We start from the raw sequence: 13,192 nt of genomic DNA, 5'->3' as shown, positions 1-13,192 counted from the left end.
ATAGGGCCGGAGTTGGGCTGCAACGAGACCTTTGTCAACCCTTGTCCATCTTTCGATAACGCCAGAACCAGGTTCCGACAACCCCTAACAGTGCCAAAGCAAGGCCATACCACGTAACCGCATATTGCAGATGATTGTTGGGAAAATCGATGATCGTGACCCCACCAATCGGTAAGCCACCAAAATTCGGTTTGTTGTCTGCATCGATAAAGAACGGGACCGCATCGTCAAGCGACGGAATATCCGCGCTTTCAGCCATAGCCGACCAATCCTTCCAATAGAAGATATTCTTGGCAATATCGTTGTCTGGAACGAAATAGCCGGGCTTGGCGCTTAATGGATCTCGGGCCAGTCCGGTAACCGTCACCGGGCCATCCAATTGCCCATCGAGGCGAGTTTCGGCATCCTTTTTCTCATAAGGCACAAACCCACGATTAACGAGGACAAATCGGCCATCTTCAAGCATTAGCGGCGTATAGACATTAAAGCCCGGCTTGCCGTCATAGGTCGAAAGAAAATGCCGCTCGCCCTGATGCATGAAAGTGCCCGAAACCGTCACAGGCCGGTATTCAACCGTCCCCTCTTCGCGATATATTTTCTCCATTTCGGCCAAAGGGAGCGGGGCTTCATGGATCCGCTCTTGCGTGGAAGCGAGCAAGGCTTCTTTCCATTGCAACCGCTCAACCTGCCATGTCCCCAGCGCGAGCAGGATCGCAAACGCGATAAGGGATGCAATCAGTATCCCCCATGGAAACCGCTGCGGTTTTTGTGTTTGGGTCATTTACCATCATCCAGACGTCCCTGAGACGCCTTGTTGCGATATTGCATATTGATCAGAATGCCCTTGATGCTGCGCATGGCAACAAGGCTTAAGATGATGGCCAGAGGCACCCACAGGATGAAATGGACCCAGAGCGGCGGTCCGTAATTAACCTCCATCCACAAGGCTGCGCCAACCACAATGAAACCGATGATGAGAATAACGAAAGCAGCCGGACCATCGCCGGAGTCTGCAAAGGAATAATCCAACCCACAGGCTCGGCATTTGGGGGCAACTGTCAGAAAACCATTAAACAGCTTCCCCTCGCCGCAGCGAGGACAATGTCCCGTGATCCCGCTTTTGAGCGGATCGACCGGCGGATAAAGATTATGATCAGACATTGCGCGCTCCCATTCCCTAAGCCATCTTCTTTTCGTAATCGCAAAGGCGGCTTCGTTCTGTTTATCAGACAAGCAAAAGGCGGCCATGTTTCCAAGGCCGCCCTGCAATAGTTAGAGCGGCTCCAGTTAAAACTGAATCGTTGGAACCGTATCTCACTATTTTTTCTTACGCATTATCCAGCGCAAAACCGCTTCGCACTTTTGCTGGAAATGCTTTATCAACCGATAAATCAGCCGCCGTGCATTGGTGCGCCCCAACCGCCCCACACGTAAATCGTGAAGAACAGGAACAGCCAGACAACGTCCACGAAGTGCCAGTACCATGCAGCCGCTTCGAACCCGAAATGGCGTTCAGGTGTGAAATCACCACCCATTGCGCGGAAGAGGATAACCAAAAGGAAGATCGTTCCGATGATGACGTGGAAGCCGTGGAAGCCGGTTGCCATGAAGAAGGTCGCGCCATAGATCGAATCTTTGAACTCGAATGGTGCGTGGATATATTCGTAAGCCTGCACGAATGAGAACAGCACACCGAGAACAACTGTAATCGCCAGACCCGTGATCATGCCCTTGCGATCTTTGTGGAGCAACGCATGGTGCGCCCAGGTCAGCGTCGTGCCCGAGAGCAGCAGGATAACGGTGTTGTAGAGCGGCAGATGCAGTGGATCGAGCACCTCGATGCCCTTCGGAGGCCAGACGCCGCCCGTAAACGTTGCGCGCGCCACCTGATGCACTTCGTTTGGAAAGAGGCTCGCATCAAAGAACGCCCAGAACCATGCCGCGAAGAACATGACTTCCGAGGCAATGAACATGATCATGCCATAACGCAGATGCAGCGACACGACGCGCGTGTGATGGCCTTCATGGCCTTCCTTGATGGTGTCTGACCACCAAGCGTACATGCAATAAAGAACGATCGCGAGGCCGATGAAGAAAATCCATGGCGTAACAATGTTCAGACCGAAGAACTTGAGTTCACCGGAATTGATATAGCGCATCCAGGCGATACCGCCGACGGCGAGCACGAAAGCGCCGACCGAACTCAGAAACGGCCATGGGCTTGGCGCTATGATGTGATAATCGTGATTTTTCTCGTGAACGTCAGCCATGTCTCTCCCCAAGGCTCCTCTCTGTGCCTTCCTGTCTGAGTTCCCCTAAGAATCTCAGACAAATCCCTTAGTATCGTAACATAGAGCCGCTTGGCTCTTTTGTCTTTGCGGCATTGTGTGCCGCTTCATTCCCTACATTCAGCTTCCGTTATTACCAGTCGGCGCCACCTTTGCGTTTGCGACAGGCTTTGGCTTATCGATCGGGAAGAACGTGTAGGACAGTGTGATCGTCTTCACATCCTTTAGATCCGGGTCGTTGACGATCTCAGGGTCAACGAAGAAAACAACCGGCATTTCCATGTCTTCGCCCGGCTGCAAAGTCGTATCAGTGAAACAGAAACATTCGACCTTGTTGAAATAGGCCCCCGCACGACCTGGAGCCACATTGAAGCTCGCACGACCATAGGTAGGCTCATCAAAGAGGTTGCGGGCCTCGTATTTTATCATAGTGGTTTCGCCGATGCGCACGGTCACTTCCCGCTCAACCGGCTTGAAATCCCAAGGCAGTCCATTGGCCGTATTGGCGTCAAAACGCACCTTCATCGTCTTGTCGAGAATGGTATCGGAATATTGCTCGACACGTTGTGTCGTACCACCATAACCTGTTACCTGGCAGAAAATGCGATAGAGCGGCACCGAGGCATAAGCGGCACCAATCATGCAGACAAAGAAGGACAGACACGCAACTGCCACCGTCCGGTTGGAACGATTGAGCCGCCTCTGCTTCTCATCAATTTTCTGCTGATCTGCCATTCTTTCCTCCCAGATAGAATTCCCAATAGTCCAAGCTAGAAACTAGAGTGGACGAACCAGAACATTCGCTCCCAGTTTGGCCATTGTACCCACGTAAACGAGAATGACGAACAGAGCCAAAGCAATAGCAAGACCCCAGGAACGATTGCGCTGAGCCTTTCGCTGCTGCGCAGTTGGTGTAACCAGTTCCAGTTCCTCACGATGCGGCTTCTGTACGGAATTATCCATCAAATCACTCCAAAGGCTGTCAGCAGCCTGATTGCCAACGCTTCCACGAGCAGAACCGCGAATACCGCTGACAAATAAATCAACGAGAAGCGGAACAGTTTGCGTGCAGCAAGCAACATCTGCGTAGGGCTTTCCGCAACCCACATACGCCATGCATAATAGACGAATGCCAAACCGAGCAGTGTGGAAATCACGCCATAAGTGATGCCAGCAAAACCCATTACGTAAGGCAGAACACCAACCGGCGCCATGATCACGGCATAGAACATCGCCTGTCGGCGGGTCGAAACTTCACCCTTCACGTTTGGCATCATCGGAATGCGGGCGGCTTCATAATCATTGCTCGAAAACAATGACAGCGCCCAGAAGTGCGGCGGTGTCCACAGGAAGATGATCATGAACAGAACGACGCTGTCCCATGTGATCTCGCCCGTTGCTGCAGCCCAACCGATCATCGGTGGGAAAGCACCAGCCGCGCCACCAATAACGATGTTCTGCGGTGTCGAGCGCTTGAGCCACATCGTATAGATGACGGCGTAGAAGAAAATGGTGAAGGCAAGAAGAGCCGCAGAGAGCCAGTTGACCATCAAACCAAGTGTGATGACCGAAAAGACCGACAAAGTCAGACCAAAAGCCAGAACCTGATTGGGCGCGATCACACCAGCAGGAATCGGGCGATTGCGTGTGCGCTTCATCACCGCATCAATATCGGCATCGTACCACATATTGAGTGCACCAGATGCGCCAGCACCAACCGCGATGCAGAGAATGCTAATCGCGGCCAAAACCGGGTTCATATGGCCGGGCGCGAGCACCAGGCCCACAAGCCCGGTGAACACCACCAGCGACATGACACGCGGCTTCAGCAGGACAAGATAATCCCGTGCAGTCGCCTCTGAAAGAGCGAATGCATCGTCGGAAACCGTGTTTTTTTCCACCAGAGACATTAACTTCAACAACCTCGAATTCACCGGACCGGTGCTGTGCTCGGCCCAGAGCACACACCAGCAATTCACTACGACTTTTACCTCCCGGAGATGCATTCACTCCGATCGGAAGCGTCGCTCCTGAACGTCAACCGGCTACGGACGGATCTGAATGCCGCCCGCACATATCACAGTTTTGCGCGAGGGCGAACCCCTTTCCGGCGCTCGCCCCTTGCACAATTACTTTATACGCGGCAGTTGTTCCCACTGGTGGAACGGCGGAGGTGAAGAAAGCTGCCACTCCAGCGTCGTCGCGCCTTCACCCCATGGGTTTGCACCCGCTTCACGCTTCTTCGCGAATGCCTCGAAGACATTGTAGAGGAAGATCAGCACGGCAAAGCCCGAAATGTAGGAGCCGTAAGACGACACCATGTTCCAGCCTGCATAGGCATCCGGGTAATCGATATAGCGACGTGGCATACCGGCAAGACCCAGGAAGTGCTGCGGGAAAAAGACGAGATTGACGCCGATGAAGGTGACCCAGAAGTGCAGCTTCGCGGTGAATTCGTCATACATATAGCCGCTCATCTTCGGGAACCAGTAATACCAGCCCGCAAAGATCGCGAACACCGCACCCAGCGACAGAACGTAATGGAAGTGCGCCACCACGTAATAAGTGTCATGCAGCGCGCGGTCGAGACCGGCATTGGCAAGCTGGACGCCCGTAACACCACCAACGGTGAACAGGAAGATGAAGCCAATCGCCCATAGCATCGGTGCGCGGAAGGTCAGCGAACCTCCCCACATGGTCGCGATCCAGGAGAAGATCTTGATACCCGTCGGAACCGCGATAACCATCGTCGCGAAGACGAAGTAGCGCTGCGTGTCGAGCGACAGACCGACCGTGTACATGTGGTGCGCCCAGACGACGAAGCCGACAACGCCAATCGCAACCATCGCATATGCCATGCCGAGATAACCGAATACCGGCTTACGCGAGAAGGTCGAAATGATGTGGCTGACAATACCGAAGCCCGGCAGGATCAGAATATACACTTCAGGGTGACCGAAGAACCAGAACAGGTGCTGGTAGAGGATAGGATCACCGCCACCATCTGGCGAGAAGAAGGTCGTGCCGAAGTTGCGATCGGTAAGCAACATGGTGATGCCACCAGCCAGAACCGGAAGCGACAATAGCAGCAGGAACGCCGTTACAAGCACAGCCCAAGCGAAGAGCGGCATCTTGTGCAGCGTCATGCCCGGAGCGCGCATGTTGAGGATTGTCGTGATGAAATTGATCGCACCGAGAATCGACGACGCACCAGAAATGTGCAGCGCCAGAATGGCGAAATCCACTGCAGGTCCGGGCTGACCGGATGTCGAAAGCGGCGGATAGAGCGTCCAGCCGCCACCCGGTCCCCAGCCACCAGCCGGACCCGGCATGAACAGCGAGATCAGGAGAAGCGTGAGTGCAGGCGGCAGAAGCCAGAACGAAATATTGTTCATACGCGGGAACGCCATGTCAGGCGCACCGATCATCAGTGGAATCATCCAGTTGGCGAAACCACCGATCAGCGCTGGCATGACCATGAAGAAGATCATGACCAGAGCATGCGCCGAAGTGAACACGTTGAACATATGCTTGCCAGCATCGAGAGCTGCATCGCCCTCAACGCCATAAACCATTTGTGCCAGACCATGGAAAATCTGGATGCCCGGCTCCTGAAGCTCAGCGCGCATCGCGATAGACAACGCGCCGCCAATGATGCCGGAAATGATTGCGAAGATCAGGTACAGAGTACCGATATCTTTATGATTGGTCGAGTAAACCCAGCGCACCCAGCCTTTAGGCTTGTGGTCGTCATGGGCTCCATGCTCGTGAGCTGCTGTGCCAGCCATGGAATTCGCTCCCGTTTTTCAACAGTCTTGCGTATCGAAGTCTTTAAAGACCCGCCGCAGCCACTTTATCGTTTGCATCGCCTTCAAGCTCAGCCTGAAGCGCCTTGTTCGCACCCGGAACATCCGAGGCGGCTGCCGTCAGCCATGTGTTGTACTGCTCTTTCGAGACGACACGAACGGCGATTGGCATAAAGGCATGGTCCTTGCCGCAAAGCTCGGAACACTGGCCATAATAGAGGCCTTCCTTGTCAGCTTTGAACCAAGCTTCGTTGATACGGCCCGGTACGGCGTCCATTTTCACACCAAAGGCCGGAATGGTCCATGAATGGATCACATCGGCAGCTGTTACCAGAAGACGCACTGTCTCGCCAATCGGCACGACGACTTCATTGTCGACAGTTAAAAGACGCGGATAACGAGCGCGGTCTTCCTTGCCGGCAGCTGCACGGTCCGCGTCCTTGAGAATGAGCGAATCAAAGCTGACTGGTGTTTCGGTCTGATACTCGTAACCCCAGTACCACTGATAACCGGTAGCCTTGACCGTCAGCGTCGGATCCTGCGGTGAATATTGTGCTGTCAAAAGCTGAAATGACGGCACTGCCAGGAACAGCAGAATGATCACTGGACCCACGGTCCAGACCACTTCAACCGCCGTATTGTGGCTGGTCTTGGATGGGTTCGGATTTGCGCTCGCGCGGAACTTGATCACGCACCAAACAAGCAAAGCCAGAACCAGCAATGTGATCGGAATGATAAACCAGAGCGTATAGCGCTCAAACCAATGAATCTGCTCGGCAATACCCGTCGCAGCTTCTTGAAATCTTATCTCCCATGGACGCGGCTGATCCGCAAAAGCGGCACCGCTCGTCCACAGCAATGCGAAAGCACCAACGACGGCACCCCTCGTTGTGGCAACAATTTTATCCACCAGAACTCTCTCCCTTTTCGCCCTTTCAGGCTGGACGCCGGACGTTTAGACGGCCGTATCCCCCGTCAGCGTTCAAACCACACCTTAACGCACACCGCAAGGAAGGCGAATATGTTCCTGTGCGGCATTTTTGCGCGCAACCCTGCGTCAGAGCCACGCATCCCGCCCATTCAAGAAAGCTTTACAGGCGCTAGTGTGGTGGATTTGAAGTTCCTATCATTTGGATGGCATCTGCGTTCAGGAACTTCAAATCCGCAAACCACACTAGATTCGATAGGCGACCAGTGTGGCTTTGAATCCGAAATTCGTTCGTAATCTCGCTTCAGAGTGATACGAATTTCGGATTCGCCACACTAGCTAAGCTTGGGAAAACTTGGGAAAAACCACAGAAACACATAATGAAGCCATGATTTAGCAAGAGGTTTCCTCTAACGTGCCGCGTGATAATGGATGCAACTGCCGGGGATGCATCTGGGATGCAATGCCGGTATCACACTCTAATGATGGCTCGGAAGCGACAATAGCTTTTCACCGCCTGTTTCGGAGGGTAACGTCCCGGTGATTCGATCTGGAGATTTCATGATTTTCCGTACATCCGCCCGCCGCTCGTTTTTCCAGCGCTTAGCCCTCCTCACAACGGGTGCAGCTGTGGTATTCGCCGCTGCAACAATGCCGTCCGCCGCGCAGGAAACACCGACGCAGCTTCCGGCACCAACACAGGCACCGTCGCAGTCGCAATCATCTGCGACACCGCAGCAAAGTGGCACGCTCAAGTCGCAGCATGGCGCATGGGCGATCCTGTGCGACACGCCGGCTGGTGCCAAGACCGAGCAATGCGCGCTCATTCAGAATGTGGTTGCCGCCAAGCGTCCTGAACTCGGCCTTTCGGTCGTTGTCCTCAAGACGGCTGACAACAAGGCGCGCATTTTGCGTGTTCTGGCGCCGCTTGGCGTGCTGTTGCCAAACGGTCTCGGCCTCAATGTTGACGGCAAGGATATCGGCCGCGCCTATTTCGTGCGTTGCTTTGAAGATGGCTGCTACGCAGAAGTTATCCTTGAAGACGAGCTGCTCAACACCTTCCGCAATGGCAAATCTGCGACCTTCATCGTCTTCCAGACACCGGAAGAAGGCGTCGGTATTCCCGTAGATCTGAAAGGGTTTGGTGAAGGCTTCGACGCTTTGCCATAATCTCAAGGTTGTTCTCAACCGATTTAGCGCTTACATCCTGTGGCAAACACATGCCGCAGGATTATTTTTATGAAGAGCCTGATTGATAGCTTTGACGCCAACCGTGACGATATCGAACGCCTTGTTTCGCAGAGCCTGAAAGGCAGCGATGATGGCGAACTCTTCATGGAGTATCGCGAGGCGGAAGCGCTTGTCTTCGACAATGGACGCCTCAAGACCGGCTCGTTCAATCAGGATCAAGGTTTCGGCCTGCGCGCAGTTGCAGGTGAAGCCATAGGCTATGCTCATGCAGGCGATCTGTCGCTTGCTGCTCTCAAGCGCGCTTCCGATGCTGTTTCAGCCACACTAAGCGGTCACAGCGGTAGCTATGCGGCAGCGCCCGCTGGCACCAATCGTCATCTTTATACAGATGAGAACCCAATCGGCTCGCCGACATTTGATGCAAAAGTTCAGCTTCTGCAGAAGATCGATGCTTATCTGCGCGCTAAAGACCCGAAGGTGCGGCAGGTTTCTGTCTCAATCGCTGGCTCATGGCAACAGGTTGAGATTCTACGTGCCGATGGTCATTTCGTCCGCGATATCCGCCCAATGGTGCGGCTCAGCGTGTCCGTCGTTGCAGGCAACGGCGACCGCCAGGAATCCGGCTCGCATACGCTTGGCGGGCGCAAGGGCTTTGGCGATTTCATCACCACTGAAAGCTGGCAGAGCGTAGCAGACGAAGCCCTGCGTCAGGCGCTCGTCAATCTCGAAGCAATCCCCGCTCCTGCTGGCACTTACGACATCGTTCTCGGCAACGGTTGGCCGGGTGTGATGCTACACGAAGCTGTGGGCCATGGCCTTGAAGGTGATTTCAATCGCAAGAAGACTTCGGCCTTTGCAGGGCTGCTCGGACAACAGGTAGCATCGAAAGGCGTGACCGTTGTTGATGATGGCACGATTTCCGAGCGTCGTGGTTCGCTGACCATCGATGATGAAGGCACACCGACCAACCGGACGGTGCTCATTGAGGATGGCAAGCTCGTCAATTACATGCAGGACCGGCAAAATGCACGTCTGATGGGCATGGAAGCAACCGGCAATGGACGCCGTGAATCCTATGCGCATGCACCCATGCCGCGCATGACCAACACCTATATGCTTTCGGGCGACAAGTCACCGGAAGAGATCATCGCATCCATGAAGAAGGGTATTTATGCCGTTTCCTTTGGCGGCGGTCAGGTGGATATCACCTCTGGCAAGTTCGTCTTTGGCTGCACAGAAGCCTATATGATCGAGGACGGCAAAATCGGTGCACCGATCAAGGGCGCGATGCTGATCGGCAATGGTCCGGATGCCATGCAACGCATTTCGATGATTGGTAACGATATGAAGCTCGATACAGGCAGCGGCAATTGCGGCAAGGGCGGACAGTGGGTGCCAGTAGGTGTGGGCCAGCCGCATCTGCGCATGGATCAGGTGACTGTGGGCGGCACGGCGGTTTGATCCACCCCCATTCCTATACTCGATAACGCTATAACTGAGTGAAAACTTGCACTCGGCAAGGCAGTCGGTGAAATTACTCCGATCTGGAGAAGCCAATGCCTGAATCGCCTTATGATTGGACTGGAAAGCAGGTAGAAAAGCGTGACCGGAAAAAGCGTATGCTGATCGTTACCGCCATTACCATGGGTGCACTTATCCTCGTACTTGGCATGGTGGATGGCCTGCTGATCCTGCTGGATTAGGCGTGTCGCCTAGAAAATGTGATGCGCCTGTCCAGGGGAATTAGTCCACTTGACTGTTTCCTGATCACGCGTCGATTACTGCATGGTGTCGATACGCGTCGCAATCTTTGGTGGCCTTGTCAGCGCTTGCAATCTATCGGCCTGTTGAAGACTTACGGTATTATTCCAATTCAGCAATTTTGAGACGCAACGCTTGCTCATCCAATTCATAATCAAAGTGATCATAGGGATACATTGCCAATTGCGGCAACCAGGATTGCCAATTATCATTTTCTACATGATCAAGTAGCCATCGTACTGTGGACTCAACAGATTCAGCGTAAGTCTTCCTCGCGGTCGCAGCAGCAGCACATACCATCGGCCGAGCCACTGACCATGGTGTCCGACCAAATTTCGGCGGATATGATCGTGTATCAGGCAAACCGACCAGTTCTGCGCGCACACCCATTACACCCATGATTGCATGACCGATTTCCTCAACGGTCGGGCAATTAGCATCTGACACATTCGTTATCGGCGGTAATTTCCCCGCAAATCCCTCCAGCACTGCGTCAGCTATTGCTGCTACTGAGGTGGTTTGAAAGCGGCTTCGACCGCGATAAGCCAAGGGAATAGCAGTCCGTCCATCCAGTAATCTTTTCACGAACCACCATTCCCGAGCATGTTTGCTGAAAGGCCCGTAGATTGCGCACGGACGTAGGATCGTTATCGGGCATTGGGTAAGTTCTTGAAGAGTCTGTTCCATAGCAACTTTGCGCGTCGAATAAGTCGCAGATCCGGGGGCAACTGTTGAACTGAGTTCGGTTAAAGGTACAGGAAAGACCGGAAAGCCGCCAACTGATGCTTCATCAAGCGTTCGCCCCCAATCGTCACAATAAACACTGACGCTGGAGATAACTGCAATATGTCCGGCGGCACGTCCTGCTTGCGCGAGGCATTCTGCATCTACTGTGTCAAATGCAACGCAAGATAATAGCAAATCGGTATCTGCACCTATTATCTTGGTTAGCGCACTGGTATCACGTGCATCTGCATAAGCTTGAAATAAACCACTCGGTAGCGGCACAGCATGACGGCTTACAACTGTCACATCCCAAGCATTTTCGAGCAATCGCTTGCTGACTGCGATACCAATCTGACCTGATCCACCAACTATTACTGCTTTTGGCATCGTAGCTCTCCAACAGTCATGTTGTGAAAAATAGCGATAACATAATCAGGAATAATACTACTTTTATTCACAGTCACCCGTACTCTAGGGTCAGGACCTATTAGAGCGCTGATCGGATCCAATCAGATCGAAACGCGCTCTAATTTGATGGAAGTGGTACAATCATCTTACGGTTTGCCACGTTTTTCACGCCAGAGAATTGCAAAAAGTCTTTCAAAATCCGTTGGGTCGAAAGACATGCCACCGAGCCAGCATTGACTGCGGGAAGTCCCTCCTTGTTTGTTTGCAAGTACCTCCTAATTTTAAAGGACTTGCCATCAAAACAGCGGAGGACGATATGGCCAACCACAAATCCGACGACAAGCGCCCGACACCTGATCGCGCCGAAGATAATGCATTTTTCCCCTCTCCCCATTCACTCGGTGAATTCACGTCGCCCAAATCTGACTTAAGCGGTGCAGATTATCCGACCCCCTATAAGGGCGGTCGCTGGAAAGTGCTCATGATCGGCGCCGATGAGCGCTATTTGCTGACTGACAACGGAACAATGTTCTCCACGGGCAACCATCCCGTCGAAACGCTATTGCCGATGTATCATCTCGATAAAGCGGGCTTTTCCTTCGAAGTCGCCACGTTGTCTGGAAATCCGGTCAAGTTCGAGCTTTGGGCCATGCCGTCTGAAGATGAAGAAGTAAAAGGATTGTTCGCGAAATACCGTGACCAGTTCAAAAAGCCGCTCAAGTTGTCCGAAGTGATGGAGAATGGACTGGATGATTACATTGCCGTTTTCATTCCCGGTGGCCACGGCGCATTGATCGGCCTACCGGAGAGCAAGGACGTGAAGACGGTTCTGGAATGGGCCAACGCGCAGGACCGATACGTGATCTCCCTCTGCCACGGCCCGGCAGCCTTCCTGGCAGCAGGTATCGGCGAGACAAAAGACAGCTTCATCTATAGTGGTTACAAGATTTGCGCTTTTCCTGACTCCATCGACGCGAAAACCCCTGATATGGGCTATATGCCCGGCCATCTGACATGGGCCTTCGGTGAAAAGCTGAAAGCGCTCGGCATAGAGATCGTGAACACCGACATTTCCGGCATGACCCATCAGGATCGCAAGCTTCTTACCGGAGACAGTCCATTTGCGGGCAACGCGCTTGGCAAACTCGCGGCACGCGCCCTGCTCGATGAAGCTTCGACAAGCTAACCCGTGCATGGCGATCACATGAGCGCGATACGACGCGAGCTCTCCGTGCCGCCGTCCAAAACCGGGATACAGAAGGTTGAAACACACCCATCGCAGGAGGAACAGCATGAGCAAGACAGTTCTTATTACGGGTGCGGCTTCCGGCTTCGGGCGCGGCGTTGTCTGGGAGCTCGCCGCACGCGGACACAAGGTGATTGCGGGTTGCCAGATCTGGCCACAAGTCTGGGAACTACGACGGGCCGCTAAAGCCGAAGGTCTGGCACTGGAGGTTGTGAAGCTCGACGTGCTTAACGAGATCGACCGCAACAAAGCGCTCACTTATGAAATTGACGTGCTGTTTAACAATGCCGGCATCATGGAATCGGGACCGATTATCGAGATTCCCTTATCCGTATTCCGCTCCGTTTTCGAAACCAACGTATTTGCAGCACTGGAACTGGCACAGGGCTTTGCCCGCGCAATGGTCAGGCGAGGTTCCGGCAGGATCGTCTGGACATCATCTGTGGCAGGCTTGGTAAAGGTGCCTTTTGACGGCGCTTATGCCGCTTCAAAACATGCAGTCGAGGGCATTTGTTCAGCTATGCATGAAGAATTGAAGCCCTATGGCGTAGAGGTGGTGACCGTGAATCCGGGCGCTTTTCGCACTGGCTTCAACGATACCGGCATGGAAAGCATGGACCAATGGTGGGATCAGGATACACGCACCATAGCGCACTGGCCTGTCCGGGAGCTTACCCATCAGCATGATCCGGCAGAAATGATCGAGGCTATTGCACAAGTCATTGAGGCGGGGACACCGTCTTACCGTACAGTGCGGCCCGCCAGCGCTGAAGAAATGGTCAAAGAGGAACAACGGGCCGTTTGGGATAGAACGGTATGAGTAACCGTTTTAGCACAT

At 53.6% G+C, this 13,192-nt stretch carries 14 protein-coding genes; 5 read left to right on the top strand and 9 right to left on the bottom strand.

All coding sequences use genetic code 11. The features are described from left to right. Window positions 1–34: 34 nt before the first annotated feature. The 8 genes from CEV33_RS17240 to coxB form a co-directional block, all read right to left on the bottom strand. Window positions 35–781, bottom strand: a complete 747-nt coding sequence (locus CEV33_RS17240; protein WP_094541614.1) for an SURF1 family protein — start codon at window positions 779–781, stop codon at window positions 35–37. Beyond that, entirely contained in the window at window positions 778–1,161 is a 384-nt protein-coding gene (locus CEV33_RS17235) for a DUF983 domain-containing protein (RefSeq protein ID WP_094541613.1), read from the bottom strand. The genes CEV33_RS17240 and CEV33_RS17235 overlap by 4 nt, the downstream gene beginning before the upstream one ends. Before the next feature lie 230 nt (window positions 1,162–1,391). Next, on the bottom strand, window positions 1,392–2,270 hold the full coding sequence (locus CEV33_RS17230; RefSeq protein ID WP_094541612.1) for a cytochrome c oxidase subunit 3: 879 nt from the start codon (window positions 2,268–2,270) through the stop codon (window positions 1,392–1,394). Window positions 2,271–2,408: 138 nt separating this feature from the next. Next, window positions 2,409–3,023 (bottom strand): cytochrome c oxidase assembly protein, encoded by a 615-nt coding sequence (locus tag CEV33_RS17225; protein ID WP_094541611.1) that lies wholly within the window; start codon window positions 3,021–3,023, stop codon window positions 2,409–2,411. 42 nt (window positions 3,024–3,065) lie between these two features. Then, window positions 3,066–3,251, bottom strand: coding sequence for a hypothetical protein (locus tag CEV33_RS17220; protein ID WP_094541610.1), 186 nt, complete (start codon window positions 3,249–3,251; stop codon window positions 3,066–3,068). Beyond that, window positions 3,251–4,198 (bottom strand): heme o synthase, encoded by a 948-nt coding sequence (gene cyoE / locus CEV33_RS17215; RefSeq protein WP_094541609.1) that lies wholly within the window; start codon window positions 4,196–4,198, stop codon window positions 3,251–3,253. The genes CEV33_RS17220 and cyoE overlap by 1 nt, the downstream gene beginning before the upstream one ends. A 219-nt stretch (window positions 4,199–4,417) precedes the next feature. Beyond that, window positions 4,418–6,076 (bottom strand): cytochrome c oxidase subunit I, encoded by a 1,659-nt coding sequence (ctaD, locus tag CEV33_RS17210; protein ID WP_094541608.1) that lies wholly within the window; start codon window positions 6,074–6,076, stop codon window positions 4,418–4,420. A 43-nt stretch (window positions 6,077–6,119) separates the two neighbouring features. Then, a complete protein-coding gene (coxB, locus tag CEV33_RS17205) occupies window positions 6,120–7,004 on the bottom strand; it encodes a cytochrome c oxidase subunit II (protein ID WP_094541607.1) in 885 nt (294 codons plus the stop codon). Between the two features lie 579 nt (window positions 7,005–7,583). On the opposite strand from coxB, the gene CEV33_RS17200 reads away from it, so the two are divergent. The 3 genes from CEV33_RS17200 to CEV33_RS24020 all read left to right on the top strand — a co-directional run bounded on the left by CEV33_RS17200 (window position 7,584) and on the right by CEV33_RS24020 (window position 9,916). Beyond that, window positions 7,584–8,192 carry an invasion associated locus B family protein gene (locus tag CEV33_RS17200; RefSeq protein ID WP_094541606.1) on the top strand — a complete coding sequence of 203 codons (609 nt, stop codon included), beginning with the start codon at window positions 7,584–7,586 and terminating at the stop codon, window positions 8,190–8,192. Window positions 8,193–8,261: 69 nt separating this feature from the next. Continuing rightward, on the top strand, window positions 8,262–9,674 hold the full coding sequence (gene tldD, locus CEV33_RS17195; protein ID WP_094541605.1) for a metalloprotease TldD: 1,413 nt from the start codon (window positions 8,262–8,264) through the stop codon (window positions 9,672–9,674). Window positions 9,675–9,769: 95 nt separating this feature from the next. Beyond that, on the top strand, window positions 9,770–9,916 hold the full coding sequence (locus CEV33_RS24020; RefSeq protein ID WP_167388174.1) for a hypothetical protein: 147 nt from the start codon (window positions 9,770–9,772) through the stop codon (window positions 9,914–9,916). 160 nt (window positions 9,917–10,076) lie between these two features. Here the strand turns inward: CEV33_RS24020 and CEV33_RS17190 are convergent, their stop codons facing one another. Next, window positions 10,077–11,087, bottom strand: a complete 1,011-nt coding sequence (locus CEV33_RS17190; RefSeq protein WP_094541604.1) for an NAD-dependent epimerase/dehydratase family protein — start codon at window positions 11,085–11,087, stop codon at window positions 10,077–10,079. A gap of 337 nt (window positions 11,088–11,424) precedes the next feature. On the opposite strand from CEV33_RS17190, the gene hchA reads away from it, so the two are divergent. Together hchA and CEV33_RS17180 are read left to right on the top strand one after the other, a co-directional pair. Next, the gene (hchA, locus tag CEV33_RS17185; protein WP_094541603.1) at window positions 11,425–12,294 is read left to right on the top strand and encodes a glyoxalase III HchA; all 870 of its coding nucleotides are present in this window, start codon (window positions 11,425–11,427) and stop codon (window positions 12,292–12,294) included. Between the two features lie 106 nt (window positions 12,295–12,400). After that, window positions 12,401–13,174, top strand: coding sequence for an SDR family oxidoreductase (locus CEV33_RS17180; RefSeq protein ID WP_094541602.1), 774 nt, complete (start codon window positions 12,401–12,403; stop codon window positions 13,172–13,174). Window positions 13,175–13,192: the final 18 nt, after the last annotated feature.

Origin of the sequence: Brucella grignonensis (genome assembly GCF_002252505.1) — a bacterium.
GTDB lineage: Bacteria > Pseudomonadota > Alphaproteobacteria > Rhizobiales > Rhizobiaceae > Brucella > Brucella grignonensis.
Note: the sequence above shows the minus strand (reverse complement) of the source record. Positions and strands in the feature narration are given on the sequence as shown.